This window comes from Klebsiella sp. LY (assembly GCF_004010915.1).
GTDB lineage: Bacteria > Pseudomonadota > Gammaproteobacteria > Enterobacterales > Enterobacteriaceae > Klebsiella > Klebsiella quasipneumoniae.
The window spans coordinates 3,061,920-3,079,898 of record NZ_CP022444.1; the positions used below are offsets into that span (position 1 = coordinate 3,061,920).

Here is a 17,979-nt window from a genome sequence, read left to right on the forward strand (position 1 = left end):
CCTTGAAAGGATACTCATTATGGCTCTGAGTGATGTGAAGGTTCGTTCGGCAAAGCCTGAAGCAAAAGCCTATAAGCTGACTGATGGCGACGGCATGGTTTTGCTGGTTCACCCTAACGGCTCCAAATACTGGCGGCTACGTTATCGCTTCGGTGGCAAAGAGAAGATGCTGGCGCTGGGGAAATACCCTGAAGTGTCATTGGCGGATGCCCGGGCACGCCGGGATGAGGCCCGTAAGCTATTAGCTAACGGCGTCGACCCTAGTGAGAATAAGAAAGCTGTTAAGGTAGAACAAGAGCAGGAAGCGATAACGTTTGAAGTGGTTGCCCGAGAATGGCATGCCAGCAATCAGAAGTGGTCCGCATCGCATAGTGCTCGTGTATTGAAAAGCCTCGAAGACAATATATTTGCTTCAGTTGGGAAGCGAAATATAAAAGATATTGGTACTCGTGACTTACTGGTTCCAATTAAAGCAGTGGAAAAGTCAGGACGCCTTGAAGTGGCTGCGCGTCTTCAACAGCGAACAACGGCAATAATGCGCTTTGCAGTACAGAACGGCTTAATTGATTACAATCCTGCACAAGAGATCGCTGGTGCGATCGCAACAGCTAAACGAAAGCATCGCGCTGCGCTAGATCTCAACCGAATTCCTGAGTTACTCCATCGTATTGATAACTACACCGGCAGACCATTAACGCGGTTAGCTGTGGATTTGACGTTACTGGTTTTCGTCCGTTCGAGCGAGTTACGTTTTGCTCGCTGGACAGAAGTGGATTTTGAAACGGCTATGTGGACGATTCCGGGCGAGCGTGCACCGTTGGACGGTGTTAAACATTCGCAGCGTGGTTCAAAGATGCGGACTCCTCATCTTGTTCCTTTGTCGCGGCAAGCCTTAACTATTCTGGAAAAGATTAAAAGCATGAATGGGAATCGAGAGCTGATTTTCGTAGGCGATCACGATCCCCGTAAACCCATGAGTGAAGTGGTCAACAAAAACTGGCCACCGCGTTAGAGTTTTTCCAGTATCGGTTTTCTGATTCGTTTGGCGGTAACCCACCATTATATTCGTGCGGTCTTAGTGCGCTGTAATATCCAACGATATAGTCCGTTATTGCGTGAGCTGCATCGCTGAAGCTTACATAGCCCGTCGCCGGCACCCATTCGTTCTTCAGACTCCTGAAGAAGCGCTCCATTGGGCTGTTATCCCAGCAGTTTCCACGCCGACTCATACTCTGCCTGATCCGGTATCGCCACAGTAACTGCCGGAACTGCCTGCTCGTATAATGGCTGCCTTGATCGCTGTGGAACATCACCCCGACGGGCTTACCACGGGTTTCCCATGCCATTTCCAGTGCTTTCATGGTGAGCCTGCTGTCCGGCGAGAACGACATGGCCCAGCCCACTGGTTTTCTTGCGAACAGGTCGAGAACAACGGCGAGGTACGCCCAGCGCTTACCCGTCCAGATATAGGTCACATCACCGCACCACACCTGATTTGGTTCCGTTACGGCGAACTGTCGCTCAAGATGATTCGGGATAGCAACGTGCTCATGACCGCCACGCTTATACCGGTGAGTCGGCTGCTGGCAACTGACCAGCCCCAGCTCTTTCATGAGTCTGCCAGCAAGCCAGCGCCCCATCTGGTAACCTCTCTGGGTTGCCATTGTGGCGATGCTTCTTGCTCCGGCAGAGCCGTGGCTGATGCCATGCAGTTCAAGTACCTGACTGCGTAATACAGCCCGTCTGCCGTCTGGCTTTTCAGGACGGTTTTTCCAGTATTTGTAGCTGCTGCGATGAACCCCGAACACATGGCAGAGAGTGGCCACAGGATAACGCGCCCTGAGTTTCCCGATTATCGAGAACTGTTCAGGGAGTCTGACATCAAGAGCGCGGTAGCCTTTTTTAATATTTCATTTTCCATTTCAATACGTTGTAGCTTTTTCCTGAGCTCACGGATTTCAATTTGTTCCGGGGTAATGGGGGAGGCTTTTGGTGTTTTGCCCTGCCGTTCATCACGTAATTGTTTCACCCATCGCGTCATTGTGGAAAGGCCGACATCCATAGCGCTGGCTGCATCTGCCACGGTGTAGTTCTGGTCAACGACCAGTTGAGCGGATTCGCGTTTAAACTCTGCGCTGAAATTTCTTTTTTTCATTATGACACCTGTGTTGTTCTGAGGTGAGCATATCACCTCTGTTCAGGTGGCCAAATTCAGTAAACCACTTCACCGGTAAGAACATTAAGGACGTTTGCGGTCAGGATTGTTGCTCTGAGAGTAAACCCAATATCACGCCATCTCTTGCCCTTTGTGACCACGGTATATTCAGCTGAATCCAGACGCACCGTTTCATTCAGCGGGGAAGGGAACCTGACATAAATGCCGTTGAATCCAATATATTTCACTCCATCCGGACCATCCATCGGGAGTTCATGATGCAGATCACCAAAGCGAATCCTTTCACCATCCTCCGCACGGAATACCTCTAATTCAGCTAAAGCTCCAGAGCTGTTAAGTTTATTAAGTATTTCAAATTGCCTTGCAGTAGTAGTCTGGGGGTCAAAATAATATTTCAGGCTTGTCTTAAACGAGGCGCCAAAGTGGAGCTCCCCGCCTTCTTTTTCTGTAAAATTCACCTGCAGAAGCTCCATTCGACCATTCTTTCTGGCAATGTCTATCACACCAGGATCAAATCCACATGTTGTTACTAACACGCCGTTTGCATTGAGATCCTCCATGTTGAATCCCAACTGCCTGGCAATATTCATTTCTAACGTTGAGCTGTAATTTTTACATTCAACAAGGGTCAAATGATTGCCAAGTGGCGTGCTTAAGGTCATGGTGACATCAATCTGATGTCCTCCAATCTTCTGGTCATGCTTCACTTCATGATTAGGATACATTTTCATCAGAGTCTTACAGAGTCGCTGTGTAAAAATTTCATACTGCCTGTTCTTATTCATTTTTCTCTCTTATAAGCTCCGTAGGGTTATCCTGCTTAACGTAACTGATTTTCATCTGGTGCACTATGCCTCGTGCGCGTTAGGTGGGACCGCACTGATTTTACCGGAAACCTGTGCCGTGCAGGAAAACGAACAGATTGGACCGGGTGACCTCGGAATCTGGAAAGACTCACATAAGGTGGCTTTACTGATATTGGAGAGTGTTAATCTACGGGGAGCAAGTCAACCCGTATATCTAATTCATTAGCCTTCATCCAGTGCTCGCTTTAACCGATTGTCAGAGCTGACGTCTAAATTTTTGTCAGTTATATATCATCTTACTGAATATCCTTACCTTTCCCTTCAAAAAACCATCCATTCCGGGTGGTTTTTTTTCATTCAGAGGTCAGCATGAAGCATCCCTCGGGCTATGCCCTTATTCGCCGCCATCTGCGGCGTTATCCGCGCTCGTTGCGCCAGCATCTGTTGCAGGAGCTTAACCAGCTCGTCACGTATGAACCTGTGATTGGCATTATGGGGAAAACCGGCGTCGGCAAATCTTCGCTCTGCAACGCCCTGTTCCGCAGTGAGGTCTGTGCGGTCAATGCAGTGGAAGCCTGTACCCGACAGCCCCAGCGTGTCCGCCTGCGTTTCGGCAACCATTATCTTACGCTGGTCGATTTGCCCGGCGTGGGCGAGAGTCAGGCCCGTGACGGTGAATATCGTGAGCTGTACCGTGAACTGATGCCGCAGCTCGATATGGTGCTGTGGGTACTCAAAGCCGATGACCGGGCTTATGCGGTTGAAGAGCAGTTTTATCGGGACGTATTCGCGCAGTACTGCGGACTGCTGCCGCCGGTGTTGTGGGTACTCAATCAGGTGGACAAAACTGAACCTGCAGAGCAATGGAACTGGCCGTCCGCTCAGCCATCGGCACTGCAGGCTGAACGCATTATACAAAAGGTGCAGGCCGTCGCCCGGCAGTTAAACATCGCCGAAACCGATATTCTGCCTGTCTCGGTCCGGGGGCGTTACCGGCTGTCACGTCTGGTGGAGGCGATGATAACCCGGCTCCCAAAGCAGGCCCGCAGTCCGCTGGTTCCCCACCTGCAGACCAGCTATCGCACGGAAGCTGTCATCAGCACTGCCAGCAGCAGTTTCGGTGATGCCGTAGTGGACGTAATTGACCAGATCATTGATTTGGCTCCTTTACCGCAGATGGCCCGTAGTGCACTGCAGGCCGTCACCCATACCGTCGCCCGTGCGGCCCGTTCTCTCTGGGGATTTTTCTTTGGTTAATCGCCTGTCTGCCGCACAACCAGAATTGTTGTATCGATAAGTCATTTTGCTTAACGACGATCGATTTTGTCGATCGAACCGATCGGGTTTATTCATTATCCCCAATCAATTTCAGGTTATAGAATCCCTCAGGGTCTGCTCCATTTACTTTTTTATTCATTAGAAATCAATATGATGAATCGCAGGGAGATTCGCGTTTTCAGGGAGGCGTATGCCATTAACTCTTCTGTGGGTCGGACTGGCCCTGCTGCCGGGATTTATTGCGTCCGGTAACAGCCGTTCATTCCAGGGCTGGTTTATTCCTGGACTGATTATCGACCCGATACCTGCAGGCCTGGTGTACTGGTTATCGTCAGGGAGTGCACACGAAACCCCCTCTGCGACTTCCCGGAAAAGCGACCTGCTGGTTCATCACACTCATCATCTTTATGACCTGCCTGCTGTTCATTACCTCCACTCCTGGTGACATGGCGGGTTTCTGACAGGAATACTTCATGAAAAAAGTACTTTTAATTACAACGCTGGTAACTACTGCTCTGATGCCTGGTGCCTCTCAGGCTTCTGGCAACCGCGATGCGTGGGTCAGCGGCTATGCGCAGGGCACTGCGGAATACACCATTCTGGGTAAAGGGCAGTCACAGCTTTACCTGGCCTGCGACAGCTACGGTGACAAACCTGAAATGCTCATTTTTACTGATGAATCCGGGCGACAGGTCAGCACGGACAGTAATCAGCGCATCATGGTGAAAATTGACAGGGAAGAGGCCACTGACGTCAGTGAAACAGCAAGTCATGCAGGGGCGGATAATTTTGCCTGGATGTGGGACAAACTGCGTACAGGTAAACAGGTAACTGTCTCCGGCGATGGCGTGAAGCCTGCCACCTTTACCCTGAAAGGCGCGGGCAAAACTTTACCTGAATATAAAGATTCTTCCTGTGTGGCTGAGTTCGCACGCTGATATCGCTGAAGGAAAAATTGATGAAAAGTATATTACTCGCCGCATTACTCGGCCTGGGTTCGTATTCTGCTGTGGCAGCTGAAGCACCTTTTACAGTAAGTGCCGGCCCCAGCAATGCAGGAGCGCTTTACAGCAAGGTCTATATCACGTCCCGGTCAGATCCGGTGGTGGTAAAGAAAATTCTCGTTAACCGTGGCAACTGCCAGGATGCCGAAGCGATGCCCTGGAAACCTGTCAGACTGGGATTCGGTAATACCGTGGACCGGCTGTTCGTCGGTAAAGGGTTTATGTCGGCCTGCAGAATACTGGAAATTGCAGTAGATACTGACCATGGCTTATGGTCTTTTAATACCAGCCAGTAACACTTACTTTAGTTCCCCATTCATCAACGCCCTGCTCATCCGAGCGGGGCGTTTTCTTTTGTCTCTCAGAAAGGAAACTACCATGCGTTTAGCCAGCCGTTTTGGCGCGGTGAACCTGGTTCGCCGTGACCGCCCCCTGACCCGTGATGAACTGGCACACTATGTGCCAAGCGTGTTCAGCGAGGAAAAACATGAATCACGCTCAGACCGCTACACATACATTCCCACCATCACCCTGCTTGATAATCTGCAGCGGGAGGGCTTTCAGCCGTTCTTTGCCTGCCAGACCCGCGTGCGTAATCCCGATAAGCGCGAACACACGAAGCATATGCTGCGCCTGCGCCGTGAAGGCCAGATTACCGGCCAGCAGGTGCCGGAAATTATCCTCCTCAACAGCCATGACGGCTCCAGTTCATACCAGATGCTTCCCGGCCTGTTTCGCTTTGTCTGTCAGAACGGACTTGTCTGTGGCGAAACCTTTGGTGAGGTGCGTGTGCCGCATAAAGGCAACGTAGTGGAGAAGGTGACTGAAGGGGCTTACGAAGTGCTGGGCGTATTTGACCGGGTGGAGGAGAAGCGGGATGCCATGCAGTCGCTGATGCTGCCTCCACCAGCGCAGCAGGCGTTTGCCAGAGCCGCGCTGACATACCGTTTTGGGGAAGAGCATCAGCCGGTCGCAGAGTCACAAATTCTTGCGCCACGCCGCTGGCAGGATGAGAGCAATGACCTGTGGACCACGTACCAGCGCATTCAGGAAAACCTGATTAAAGGCGGTCTGTCCGGTAGAACGACCAAAGGCAAACGGGCCCATACCCGCGCAGTGAAAGGCATCGATGGGGATGTGAAGCTCAATCGTGCCCTTTGGGTCATGGCTGAAAACATGCTGGAGCTCGCATCATGACCGCGCAGAAAGAAAAGGGCCAGAGCCTGCTTCCGGCCGGACCTTTTACCCGCCAGCAGGCGGAGTACGTCACCGCGGCATACCAAAACATCTTCTTCGAGGATGACCAGGGAAGCCATTTTCGGCTGGTCCTGCGCGATGCGGATGGCCGGATGCTGTGGCGGGACTGGAACTTTGAACCGGAGGCCGGGACCGGGCTTAATGCGTACATCCGGGACTACGGCATCCTGCAGGGCCCTCTCAGCCGCCTGCCTTATTAACCACATTGCCACGCATTCATTTTTCCCCTGACCCGCCAGCCTGAACCGCTGGCTTTTCATTACCGGAGAAACCCATGACTGACACCACAAATGAACTCATCATTTCCGCCGCTGTTGTTGCCGACGAGCAGCGTATCCACTTCTGGCCGCAGCACTTTGGCAGCATCCCGCAATGGATAACACTTGAGCCCCAAATCTTCGCCTGGATGGACGGTCTGTGTTCCGATTATCACGGCGGCATCTGGACCTTTTATACGCTTAACAACGGGGGCGCGTTTATGGCCCCGGAGGCTGATGAAGACAACGAAGATAAATGGACGCTGTTTAACAGAATGAACGGTAACGGGGCTGGACTCACCCGCGAAGCTGCAGGGATAGTCGTTTGCCTGATGGCATACAGCCACCATGCCTGTCGTACCGCATGTGACGCGATGACTGAGCACTATTATCGCTTACGCGACTACGCGCTGAACCATCCGGAATGCAGCGCCATTATGTATCTCATTGACTGAGGAATGCCTGACATGAATACCGTATTATCCCCGGTGTCATCGCAGCCTGAACTCTTTCCGCTGACGGTTATGGCCCAGCATGGTTGTCTGCTCCCCGCGACATCTGGATTGACGCCCTATGCCCAACGGACCATCCGCCGCGCTATCAACCTGCTGGATAAATATCTTCGTCAGCCAGGCATATCATTTACCTCAAGTACGGCAGCCCGTGACTGGCTTCGGTTACAGCTGGCAGGACAAGAACGGGAAGTGTTTATGGTGCTCTATCTCGATAACCAGCATCGTTTACTGGAGAGTGAAACGCTATTTGCCGGTTCGATTAACCATGTTGAGGTCCATCCTCGAGAGGTAGTGAAGTCAGCGCTTCGCTTCAATGCAGCAGCTGTCGTGCTGGCGCATAACCATCCATCCGGCGACCCGGAGCCCAGCCAATGCGATCGCAACATTACCGGTAGGCTTAAAGAATCCCTGGCACTGGTTGATGTGAACACGCTTGATCATTTGGTCGTCGGTTCAGATGGCATTGTGTCGTTTGCGGAGCGAGGGTGGATATGAAAATCATCAGTAAACGCCAGGCAATGGCTTTGTACCGACAGCATCCAGGCTCCCGGCTGTTTCACTTCTGTACCGGCAAATATAAATGGTCTGGAAGTATCTGCCATTATGCTGGCCGGGAAGTTCAGGACATACGCGGTGTTTTGGCCGTGTTTGCTGAACGCCGTCAGGACCGCAATGGTCCCTATGTCATTCTTAGAAGTGTCACTCTCAATTAATCCTTCCCTTTAATCAGGAACAATAATGAACAATCACTCAGACCCCGGTACCAAACCGGAGAATCCCACCTGTCAGCAGTGGGAGCTTAAACGCGCTATTACACCCTGTTTTGGCGCTCGTCTGGTACAGGAAGGCAGTCGAGTGCATTTTCTCGCTGACCGAGCCGGGTTTAACGGTGCTTTCAGCGATGATGACACGCTGCACCTGGATCAAGCCTTTACGTTGATACTCAAGCAACTGGAGCTGATGCTCACCAGCGGAGAACTCTCTTCACGGCATCAGCACTGTGTCACGCTTTACCACAACGGACTCACCTGCGAAGCCGATACGCTTGGTAGTTGCGGCTACGTATACATCGCTGTTTATCCCACTCAACTTTAATTTCTTTCACGGGAGCCATCAATGAAGTTTCTACCTGCAACAACTCTGCGTGCAGCGAAGTCATGCCCGCCACCTGTCGCTATCTGGCAAATGTTACTTACTCATCTGCTATCGGCATAGTCTTTACCAAGTTGACTTTAAACGGAGACTTAGTGTCCGCTTTGTGCCAAGAGCGGATGTTAGTAAATCTGAACAGCATCAATTGGAGGGGAGCAGGTCAATATTTTTATGCTTGCTTCACCATCATCACCTGAGGTGTTTCGGAAGAAAATTATTTCAACTTAACTCTATGATATTAAGTTGATTTATTATTAGGAACGGTGATATAAATTATAGTAAGAGAGACAGGTTCTTCCTCTTACTTTTTGGTAAGGGCGGCTCTGATAAAGAACAGCGTTAGCTGTTGAGCTTCTGCTCACTGATCCTGCGGGATGTTCAATAAGTATTCAAATTTCCCTGTCTCTCGCCCCTTCTCATATGGAGATGTTCATGCTCAACAAGGTATGGTTTACCTATAAGGCACGGATTCAGGCACACCATCGGTTAGAATGGATGGATACGCATTCGCAATTTCTTCTTGTTTGGTACGCTATCTTAGGTGCCGCGTTAGCGGTTGTTGCAATCCGATACCCAACATTACTGGGTAAAAATACAGATATTTTTGGTGCAATTTTGTCAATTACATTGCTTGGTGTATCGCTGTCTGTCGCAAATCGGGATTTCCGCGGCAGAGCGTTAAATATGCGAAAAAATTATTTGGCATTGCAACATTTGTACAATGTCATAAGTACAAGAAATACCGTTCAACCAGAAGATATTGTTAAATATGACGAGTTAATGAATGATGTAGAAAATCACCAAGATATGGACGATAAGACGTTCCGGGTACGCAATTCATCGCAGTTGACGTCTCGGCACCCGAGGAAAAAGGAATATTTCCAAGTCTATTTTTTTACAGTGTTCAAGTATGTTGTTTTACTCATTTTCTATACTACCCCGGTTATAGTTGCGTGGTATCTCTATGAGTAGTGCTGTACGTAGTTTTAAGAGATGTTTTACAGTAAAAAATTTAAAGAAAATTTATTTCGAAAAAATTAAAGAATCGGGAGCTATTGGCATTGATCGAGTTAGACCAAATGGTTTTGAGAAAAATTATGCTACTGAATTGTCATTGATTGCCAGAAAAGTTACTGATGGAAGCTATAAATTTACTGCATATAAAGAAAAGTTAATATCGAAGGGGGCATATTCCTTTCCCCGGCAGATTTCTATTCCAACTGTTCGAGACCGAATCACACTTCGAGCTCTATGTGAGTCTCTCTCAGAAGTCTTTCCTGATGCAAAACTATCACTGCCGCAAGTAGTAATAGAGTCACTCAAAGATGCTATTGAATCTGGACAATATACCGAGTTTGCTAAAATTGATCTCAAAAATTTTTACCCTTCAATTCCTCACGAGTTAATTGAAAGCTCGATAAAAAGCAAGATCAGAAAAGTTGAGTTCAGAACGCTTATCAGTAATGCTATTTCAACTCCGACAGTCAGTGAGTCTGCAGGAAGTAAAGGTTCTGTGAAAAATAGAACCGGAGTGCCTCAAGGATTATCTATTTCCAATGTTCTGGCAGAAATTGCATTGCAAAAAATTGACAAAAAAATTAGCCTCATCCCAAAAATTTGGTATAAACGTTATGTAGACGACATCCTTATCCTTACCCAGTCTGGAAAATCTGCCGAAGTTGCTGATGGCATTATAGGTGCTCTGGAAAATATAGGCCTTACCCCACACCCCATTGGGGGGATTGATTCAAAATCAAAAGTGGGGGTACTAAGTGAGGCTTTTAATTTTCTAGGCTATGAGGTAAGCGCAAAAGGAATTGCAATCAAAAAAGATAGTATATTGCGTTTTGAATCATCACTTGCAAAAATATTTACTGCATATCGGCATGCATTAACTAAAGCAAAAAGTAAGAAAGATAAACAACGGGCAATAGCGTACTGTCAATGGAAGCTTAATTTACGCATTACTGGATGTGTGTTTGATGGAAAGCGTATGGGGTGGGTGGCTTACTTCTCTCAAATATCAAGTACAACCCAGCTCCGAACCGTTAATCATACTATAACAAAGTTGATAAAGCGGTTTGAAGTAAAAGATATTATCAAACCGAAATCACTAATTAAAACTTTCTATGAGTGGCACCGAGGGGATAAAAGTTCCCATAAATACATCCCAAACTTTGATGGCTTATCAGTCGAGCAACAAAGAGCGATAGTTTCTTTATGGGTTGGAACTGAAGAAGCAAGTAAGCTAAACAATGCGGCAGTGGTAAGAATGTTTAATCACAAGATCGCCTCGTCTGTCAAAGAGCTTGAACAGGACATCGCTGGTTTTTCATAGTGTTTAATATTAAATTTATTTGTCTCTGCTAAGGGGGAGAGTCTCTCCCCCTTATGTAAAACAAGACCATCACTTCTTAACATTCTGTAAGTTCTTTGGCTTTTTGATTTAGAAAGATAGTTTCATCCAACCTACTATCAATTATTGAAATGAGGCTATTTTCAGTTTTGGAGAGGTGGGATGATTATTGCTTTAGAATTTAATAGGATACTTCTGTCACTTTCTTCATGTCGAGACGTAAAGCCTCCTATTTTTTCCTCTAAAAAATTAAACCAATTATGTCCCAGATCATCTATAAACTCAACAAAGGAATTATCAGCTCGATCACTGTAGCTCGGAGCCCAAATTAATTGAGGTTCATTTGAACCATCGAGTTCTACATAGCGATTGAGGGTTATGTATAAAAAACAATCTATTGAGGAATAGGAATGAGTTAATGCATCACAAGCTAAGGCCTGAACTAAAAAAGGTGAAATACCAGTAAAACCATCATTGACAAAAAACAATACCCCGTTTGCATTAGGGACATGAAAATATTTTTTTGTTTCTTTGATTTGCTTGTTTGCTTTCTTTAAAATTCTAGTAATACTCGGACGAGCCAGTCTTATAAATTCAATCTTAAACCAATCGGGATAGTCATTTTCCCCTCCCATAAGAGAAGGTTTCCAATTTGGGCGTTCATTTAATAACCTTTCCATCATTTCGGTAAATTTTATTTTTGCATTTTCTTGGTTAAGGAATTCAGTCTCGATTTCCTTTAACTCTCCGATTATATTATTATTTTTAAACGAATAATCAGCATTTTCAAAGGATGGGTTTCCAGGTAATATGTCAGAAACAACACCCCCCCCATACTTACGGACAAACGAATGAAATGTTTTTTCAACAGGCAACGGGGAATGAGGACCAATATTCCAAAATTTTTCAGAGTTACTCATGTTAGCCTCATAATTAACTTCACCTAATACCTTACAAATTAAATCAACCTAAATTCACATTACTAAATAGTAATAGAATAGGTGTAATTGAGTCTTAATATAGCCTCTCACCGAATTGTGGTTATGTCAATAAATATTAATATTTTGAATTAAGTGTCACTATACCAAAAACCTACACCAGGATTTGTAGGTATTGATTGAAATAAATACAGCAGAAGAACCTTTTCTGGGTGCCTTCTAAAGTCCGCTTCTCGCTCATAGCTGACTACAAGTGCTTAGATTCTGCCCACCTTGTACCAGAAGCTGTCAATGTTAGTATTGTGATGTATCGATCAACGAGTGAAGGTTAGGAGAAATGATTGTAACCAGGGAAAGCATGAAAAAATGGATCATCGAGTGTCTTCAGGAACGGGGTGGTAGTGCTTGGCCACGTGAAGTCTCAAAGTATGTATGGGACAGCTACGAGGCTGAGCTAAGGGATTCCGGCGATATGTTGTATACGTGGCAATATGACATTCGTTGGGCCGCTCAGCAATTGAGAAACGAGGGTACTCTGAAACCAGTAAATAGACGCAGAGATTTGCCATGGGAACTGGCATAGTAAAGTAAGATTAATGTTAACGTTCATATCTCGGCTACATCTGACTTTGTTCTGAGTAGATACGAATTGATCCCTCTAAAGAAAGCGTTCCTGCCTGAACCTTGCTTTGACAGCCATATCGGTGTTCTACTGGTGTGGCTTTATACCCACTTTCAATGTCTACTTTTTGTACGGATTTTAACTCGTGGGTACAAGTGCGGGTATAATTACTTATTCCTAATTATAAACTACATTGATATCAGTCTATTGGGTGTGAAATTCGAGTCCGGCCTTCGCATCAATATCAAAACAACCAATAAATAAGTCCTTTAATCTAGCCACGACCAATCATTGATCAACCACGAAATCCTCTCCGAAACACATTCACAATCCTTAAACCCTACGCTCAACATTAAACCCCACACACCATCCTCCCTCATCCCCTGAACACCTCCCGCCGGTGCCATGCCACAAACCCCTCCTGCGGATAGCATGCTTTCCCCTGCGGCAAGGTAATCGGCTTACCATCAAAATCCCAGAACAGCCTGCCAACGATGCCCCCGCCGTTCACCGCCGGCGAAACCTGGATGCGCATATCCTCATCCAGACCAATGGATCCCTTATCAAAAGCCTTATGGTGAATCGCGCAGAGCGCCAGGCCGTTAGGGATTTCGCAGGGGCCGCCGTGTTGCTTCCATTTAATATGGGCCGCTTCCAGGGCGACGGAGGTATTATCATGGCGCATATTGAAGCCGCAGATCGCGCACTCATAGTTATAGGCGCGCAGCACCTGCTGGCGAAAATGCGGGTCGCGCTCTTTACGGATCTGCAGCAGATCAAACCCCATCTCTTCAGCCAGCTCTTCCTGAATACTCTCCGGGAAATGCGCCTCGAGGATCTGATGGGCGAGGGTATTGATCAGCTTCTTATTTCTGTTGAGTAGCGCAAAATGCGGCTCATCAAAGCCGCCGGCGACGTGGCAGAGCTCCAGCTCTTTGCCGGGCGGCTGTCGGCTGCCCTGGGTTGAACACTGTTCGCTGTTGTGCAGCTCCCAGAAGCCGTCGCCTTTCAGGCGCCAGAAGGGCATGTCCGGCCGGTACTGGCGGCGCTGCGGGCCAAAGCGTTCCAGCAGGCTATGCAGCTCATCGCGTATCTCTGAGGCGTAGTCGAACATCCGCGCATGGCCGCGCTGGTACTGTGAGAGGACGTACAGCAGCAGCAGTGGCTTATGCGGTGCACGCTGTTCGCCTTTGCGCCAGATGGTGATGTTCTCGATCGCGTGTTGCAGGGTCATGCTGGAGGGCATAGCGTGATATTGGCAGCTAAATAAATGCGATGATGCTCGCAAAATCCTTGCCGATCAACCTACCAGATGCGGCGATTCTACGTGGATCGCTATTTAATTATCACTGCTAGTTATTTGTTCGAAAAGCCCATAGCTTTCTATTTATACTCAAGCTTCGCGCCATCAGATAGCTATGTCTTATGAAAAAACTACCGGACCATTTATCCAGGGAATGCATCATCGCCGCCATTCGCGCTTATGATGCAGGCGTTGCGCATCAGTTTAAAAGCGCGCGTCTGTATGAGATCGAGTTTGAGGGGCGTCGGTATCCTTCAAAAGCCATCGCCGGGTTAGCGGCCACGTTTGCGACAGGAACGGAATTTACCCCGGCGGATTTCAGCGGGGGGATTAAATCCAAATGCGTGCGTCTGTTACTGGAGCAAGGATTTACGATCGCGTCGCAGGGCGCTGGCGATGACGAGGTTGCGCTTTTCCCCGATGAGGGACTGACGACCATGGAGTACGTGGAAGGGGCGGCGATGCAGGTGGTGGTCAATCGCTATGAGCGCGACCGTCAGGCTCGTCAGACGGCGCTTCGCCTGCATGGCTGCCGGTGTCAGGTATGCGGTCTGGATATGGCCAGCCGCTATGGCGATATCGGCCAGGGCTTTATCCATATCCACCATCTCATCCCGCTTTCCGGGATAAAGCAGGACTACCGTCTGAACCCAGAAACCGATCTGATCCCGGTATGTCCCAACTGCCATGCAATGCTGCACCGGCGAGATCCGCCGTTTACTCCAGAAGAGCTGAAGGCCCGGCTGCGCTCTGCTGACTGACATCCGACAGCGCTCGCTTTCATTACATCAAACACCCCACAAATCCCACGCTACCTCACCGGTAGCGTGGGCCCGCTCTCTCTTACTTATCCCGCGTCTCGCCAGCCTCCCAGCTGTAGCTGCCATCGGCCGCTAACCTATCGCCCAGCTCCTGATACTCGAACTGATAAAACTCAGCCTGGGTGCCGTACCCGGCGTAGTCTACCGCCGCCAGGCCGACGAACGCCCCGGTAAAGAACCCGCCGTAGCTCTGCAACACATAGTCATCGGACAGCACCGCGGCATCCAGCTGGACCGGGATCTCGGTGAACGTCACGCCATCGAAGCTGTATTCATAGCTGTAGGTCTGCTTGCGGACTTTGGTCCGGAACCAGACGTATTCGACGCCGTCCGGCACCTTGATGGCGTTATCTTTCAGGTACGATGTGTATTTCCCGCGGTTATTTTCGCCGACTTCGATGACCTTGCCGTTAATTTCATTCCAGGTCAGGAAGACAAAGCTCCAGTGGCGGTCGTTATAGTAATTCGTTAACCCGGCCATCTGCTGATAGCTGAAGGGCTCGAATTTCACCTTCACCGCGGCGTCAAAATAGAAGGCCTGCCAGCGGCGGGCAATCAGCGACAGGTCATGCGTATTGGCTAACGAACCCTGGCCGATTAAGGTTAATTTGCCGTTGCCGGTGGTGCCCATTTTGGCCGTAAACGGCACCCGCAGGGTATTCCAGTTCGGGTCGAGCGCTGGCGACGTAAAGTCATCCTGCTGGCTATTATCGCTGGGGCTTTCGGTGAAGATGGCGTCTTTCGGCCCTTCGACGAAGGTCTTCCCGCCGTGACCGCCTTCAATACGCGGCCAGCCTTCGTCGTCCCAGTACACTTTCTGGATCGAGGTTTCCCGGCCGAGGGTTGACCAGCCGCGCGGGTCGTAGATGGATTCCCCCGGGCGATTCCACGGGCGGGCGCAGAGCGAGGCGTAATACCATTCGCCTTCCGGAGTGGAGACCAGCGCGCCATGGCCCTGTTTCTGGATGTAGCTGTCCGGCGTGTCGACGTTGGTTAAGAACACGTCGCCCGGTTCGGTTTCGAAGCTGTCGGCCTCGAGGGTTTTCGACCGCGCCACCACCTCCTGGTGGGTAAACACGGTGCCGCCCTGGGCGGCAAACAGATAGTAGTAGCCGTTCAGTTTATAGAGGTGCGGCCCCTCGACCAGCGCCACGGCGGTGCCGCGGTAGATGGTGCGCGCGGTTTCCGGCATTAACTTCAGCGTGTTGGTATCCAGCTCCGTTAAGGTAATGCCATCGAAGGGGTGATGGTACTCCCGGTGATCCCAGGTTTGCTGAACGATATATTTCCGGCCATCGTCGTCATGGAACAGCGAGGCGTCAAACCCGACGCCGTTCAGCTTGATCGGGTCGCTCCACGGGCCCCGAATATCCTTTGCGGTGGTCAGATAGTTGGTCATGTCTTTAAAGGCGCCTTCGGTGACCTTCACATCGGTATACACCAACCAGAATTGCCCATCGGCCCAGGAGAGCGCCGGCGCCCAAATGCCGCCGGAGGAGGGGTTGCCCTTCATGTCCAGCAGGGTGGTGGTGGAGAGCGGCGAAGGCAGCAGGTTCCAGTTTTTCAGGTCTTTCGACTCATGTAAACGCACGCCCGGGAACCACTCAAACGTCGAGTTGGCAATATAGTACGTATCCTCGACGCGAATAATACTGGGGTCGGCATTAAAGCCGCGTAATATCGGGTTTTGAATAAGTGACATTTCATTACACCTTTTAAAATGGAAAGTGACGAATCGGTCTGATTTATAATTTTTTTAACTACACGCGGATCTCATCCAGCTGACGGTTGATGTCGGTAACATGTTTATCGGAGATCGGATAAACCTGCATGATCACCATCGAAATAGCGGCCAGCGCAATCGGGATCCACACCGCGGTCATAATGATCCCGTCGATGGCGCTGGCGCTCTGCACGGCGCCGCTTTCATTAAATCCATACACCGCCAGCAGCCACAGCGGGATCGCGCCGCCGATGGTGAAGCCGATCTTGAAGAAGAGTCCCATAATGGCATTGATAATGGCGGCATTGCGTTTGCCAGATTTTAATTCGCCATACGCGATGACTTCCGGTACCAGCGCCCACATAAAGCCGGTGGCGGAGGTTAAGCCCCACTGTTTAATAAAGGTGGCGATATAGGCCAGCCACAGGGCGTCGTGCATCCCTTCGCGGGACCAGACGTAGGTCAGCAGTTCGCCGACGATGAACATGGCGAGGAACAGATGGAAGAAGCCTTTTTTACCAAAGATTTTTTTCAGTTTCGGCCAGAAAATCGGGAAGGCGATGCCGGGAATAGACGCGACGAGACCCACCGCACCCATCCATTCGGAGTGGCCGACGACGTACTGGTTGAAGAAGCCGTTAACGGTGTTCATAAAGAACATGAAGGTAAAGGCCAGCATAAAGAACATGCCGAGAATAACCAGCGGGCGGTTATGTCTGAGCTCGTGGAAAAGGTCGGTGGTTTTGACGTTGGCGGTCTGCTCGGCGGTCGCGACAACGCGTTCTTTGGTGAATTTATAACAGATAAACAGGGCCACCGCGCCGATGATCATATAGATGGCGTACACGCCGAACCAGGCGTAGTTCGCCGACGGATCGGTATAGTTGCCCAGATTCAGCTCAAGGCCGAAAAAGCCGGTGTCTTTCAGGCTGCGATCTTTCGGCGCCGCCATCTGCACAAACATCGGGAACAGGGTATAGACCAGCAGGTTGGCGCTGTTGGCCAGCATCATACGGGTACTGGTCAGCTTATCGATCGATTCCGGGTCGCGGGTCAGCGACGCATTCAGCGAGCCATAGGGAATATTGACTAAGGAATAAACCAGGTCCAGCGCCAGATAAATAATAAAGGCGAAAGCCACCGAACCTTTCACTCCGGGGATGGGCGCGAACAGTAATGCCGACAGGATCACCAGCGGCACGCCGGCTCGTAAAAGCCAGGGGCGATATTTTCCTGCCTTCGAGGTTCGTTTATCCACGTAGGTTCCGACCATCGGATCCCAAAACACATTAATGATGCGGACAAAAAGAAAAATAAAGCCTGCCGTTGCCGTGCTGATGGTATTTACCGTCAGCATATGCAAAGCCAGAAAACCCCCAATGGTGCCGAAAACCAGGTTTTGCGCAAAGTCGCCCATGCCATAACCAATTCGTTCTCCGCGGGTTAATTTATGATATTCATCATGCCGACTGTGCATTATGTTTTTACTCATTCTAAGCAGACTCCGGTTTGTTTTGTGTAGGTGAAACACTTTCTGACACAGTTGACCTGGAAGAATCTATTACGTTTTTAAATTAAGTAATTATGTTTTTTTACTTCTGTGATCCTCGAAGCAAAGGCCTGTATCACCTGCGTTGAATCGTTATCCGCCGCTAATTTTCTGACAGATATGCAATGTGACAAAACCGGCATTTTAATTCGCTATGTTCACCTGAATTCCCCTGGAAGTGTACGCTATACGCGCGCGAAGCGAGATATTTAAAATAGTTTT

19 protein-coding genes and 2 pseudogenes are annotated in these 17,979 nt (G+C 49.3%); 15 read left to right on the forward strand and 6 right to left on the reverse strand.

Annotated elements, in window-relative coordinates:
• Window positions 1-19: 19 nt before the first annotated feature.
• A pseudogene (locus CE636_RS17875) lies at window positions 20-994 on the forward strand (tyrosine-type recombinase/integrase); the annotation flags it as partial.
• Here the strand turns inward: CE636_RS17875 and CE636_RS17880 are convergent.
• A protein-coding gene (locus tag CE636_RS17880; RefSeq protein ID WP_085929673.1) for an IS3-like element ISEc52 family transposase occupies window positions 987-2,155 on the reverse strand; the annotation gives its coding sequence in 2 pieces (ribosomal slippage) (window positions 987-1,906 and window positions 1,906-2,155; 1,170 coding nt in all). The pseudogene CE636_RS17875 and the gene CE636_RS17880 sit on opposite strands and share 8 nt — an antisense overlap.
• Before the next feature lie 56 nt (window positions 2,156-2,211).
• Entirely contained in the window at window positions 2,212-2,961 is a 750-nt protein-coding gene (locus tag CE636_RS17885) for a restriction endonuclease (RefSeq protein WP_017900954.1), read from the reverse strand.
• 390 nt (window positions 2,962-3,351) lie between these two features.
• Between CE636_RS17885 and CE636_RS17890 the strand changes: the two genes are divergently transcribed.
• The 13 genes and pseudogenes from CE636_RS17890 to CE636_RS17950 all read left to right on the forward strand — a co-directional run bounded on the left by CE636_RS17890 (window position 3,352) and on the right by CE636_RS17950 (window position 10,783).
• Window positions 3,352-4,239: a GTPase family protein gene (locus CE636_RS17890; RefSeq protein WP_017900955.1), complete on the forward strand. Its 888-nt coding sequence runs from the start codon at window positions 3,352-3,354 to the stop codon at window positions 4,237-4,239.
• Window positions 4,240-4,450: 211 nt separating this feature from the next.
• Window positions 4,451-4,705 (forward strand): hypothetical protein, encoded by a 255-nt coding sequence (locus tag CE636_RS28810; protein WP_052705568.1) that lies wholly within the window; start codon window positions 4,451-4,453, stop codon window positions 4,703-4,705.
• A gap of 28 nt (window positions 4,706-4,733) precedes the next feature.
• Window positions 4,734-5,198 carry a hypothetical protein gene (locus CE636_RS17900; protein WP_017900957.1) on the forward strand — a complete coding sequence of 155 codons (465 nt, stop codon included), beginning with the start codon at window positions 4,734-4,736 and terminating at the stop codon, window positions 5,196-5,198.
• A gap of 20 nt (window positions 5,199-5,218) precedes the next feature.
• The gene (locus CE636_RS17905) at window positions 5,219-5,560 is read left to right on the forward strand and encodes a hypothetical protein (protein WP_017900958.1); all 342 of its coding nucleotides are present in this window, start codon (window positions 5,219-5,221) and stop codon (window positions 5,558-5,560) included.
• A gap of 82 nt (window positions 5,561-5,642) precedes the next feature.
• A complete protein-coding gene (locus CE636_RS17910) occupies window positions 5,643-6,461 on the forward strand; it encodes a DUF932 domain-containing protein (protein WP_017900959.1) in 819 nt (272 codons plus the stop codon).
• Window positions 6,458-6,721 carry a DUF905 domain-containing protein gene (locus tag CE636_RS17915; protein WP_017900960.1) on the forward strand — a complete coding sequence of 88 codons (264 nt, stop codon included), beginning with the start codon at window positions 6,458-6,460 and terminating at the stop codon, window positions 6,719-6,721. Before CE636_RS17910 ends, CE636_RS17915 begins: the two co-directional genes overlap by 4 nt.
• A 74-nt stretch (window positions 6,722-6,795) precedes the next feature.
• Window positions 6,796-7,233, forward strand: coding sequence for an antirestriction protein (locus CE636_RS17920; RefSeq protein WP_017900961.1), 438 nt, complete (start codon window positions 6,796-6,798; stop codon window positions 7,231-7,233).
• A 12-nt stretch (window positions 7,234-7,245) separates the two neighbouring features.
• On the forward strand, window positions 7,246-7,788 hold the full coding sequence (gene radC / locus CE636_RS17925; RefSeq protein WP_017900962.1) for a RadC family protein: 543 nt from the start codon (window positions 7,246-7,248) through the stop codon (window positions 7,786-7,788).
• On the forward strand, window positions 7,785-8,006 hold the full coding sequence (locus CE636_RS17930) for a DUF987 domain-containing protein (protein ID WP_071600415.1): 222 nt from the start codon (window positions 7,785-7,787) through the stop codon (window positions 8,004-8,006). Before radC ends, CE636_RS17930 begins: the two co-directional genes overlap by 4 nt.
• Before the next feature lie 25 nt (window positions 8,007-8,031).
• Window positions 8,032-8,388, forward strand: coding sequence for a type IV toxin-antitoxin system YeeU family antitoxin (locus CE636_RS17935; protein ID WP_017900963.1), 357 nt, complete (start codon window positions 8,032-8,034; stop codon window positions 8,386-8,388).
• Between the two features lie 21 nt (window positions 8,389-8,409).
• Window positions 8,410-8,499: pseudogene (locus CE636_RS17940) on the forward strand (TA system toxin CbtA family protein); the annotation flags it as partial.
• A gap of 378 nt (window positions 8,500-8,877) precedes the next feature.
• Complete coding sequence (locus tag CE636_RS17945) at window positions 8,878-9,417, forward strand: SLATT domain-containing protein (RefSeq protein WP_017900964.1); 540 nt, start codon at window positions 8,878-8,880, stop codon at window positions 9,415-9,417.
• On the forward strand, window positions 9,410-10,783 hold the full coding sequence (locus CE636_RS17950) for a reverse transcriptase domain-containing protein (RefSeq protein WP_032447079.1): 1,374 nt from the start codon (window positions 9,410-9,412) through the stop codon (window positions 10,781-10,783). Before CE636_RS17945 ends, CE636_RS17950 begins: the two co-directional genes overlap by 8 nt.
• Window positions 10,784-10,944: 161 nt before the next feature.
• Here the strand turns inward: CE636_RS17950 and CE636_RS17955 are convergent, their stop codons facing one another.
• Together CE636_RS17955 and CE636_RS17965 are read right to left on the reverse strand one after the other, a co-directional pair.
• On the reverse strand, window positions 10,945-11,721 hold the full coding sequence (locus CE636_RS17955) for a hypothetical protein (protein WP_071600417.1): 777 nt from the start codon (window positions 11,719-11,721) through the stop codon (window positions 10,945-10,947).
• Window positions 11,722-12,737: 1,016 nt separating this feature from the next.
• Entirely contained in the window at window positions 12,738-13,607 is an 870-nt protein-coding gene (locus tag CE636_RS17965) for a phosphorothioated DNA-binding restriction endonuclease (protein ID WP_017900967.1), read from the reverse strand.
• Window positions 13,608-13,786: 179 nt separating this feature from the next.
• On the opposite strand from CE636_RS17965, the gene CE636_RS17970 reads away from it, so the two are divergent.
• Window positions 13,787-14,425, forward strand: a complete 639-nt coding sequence (locus CE636_RS17970) for an HNH endonuclease (RefSeq protein WP_017900968.1) — start codon at window positions 13,787-13,789, stop codon at window positions 14,423-14,425.
• Window positions 14,426-14,507: 82 nt separating this feature from the next.
• On the opposite strand, the gene CE636_RS17975 is transcribed toward CE636_RS17970, so the two are convergent.
• Entirely contained in the window at window positions 14,508-16,187 is a 1,680-nt protein-coding gene (locus CE636_RS17975; protein WP_017900969.1) for a glycoside hydrolase family 43 protein, read from the reverse strand.
• Between the two features lie 58 nt (window positions 16,188-16,245).
• Window positions 16,246-17,685 carry an MFS transporter gene (locus tag CE636_RS17980; RefSeq protein ID WP_072206957.1) on the reverse strand — a complete coding sequence of 480 codons (1,440 nt, stop codon included), beginning with the start codon at window positions 17,683-17,685 and terminating at the stop codon, window positions 16,246-16,248.
• Window positions 17,686-17,979: the final 294 nt, after the last annotated feature.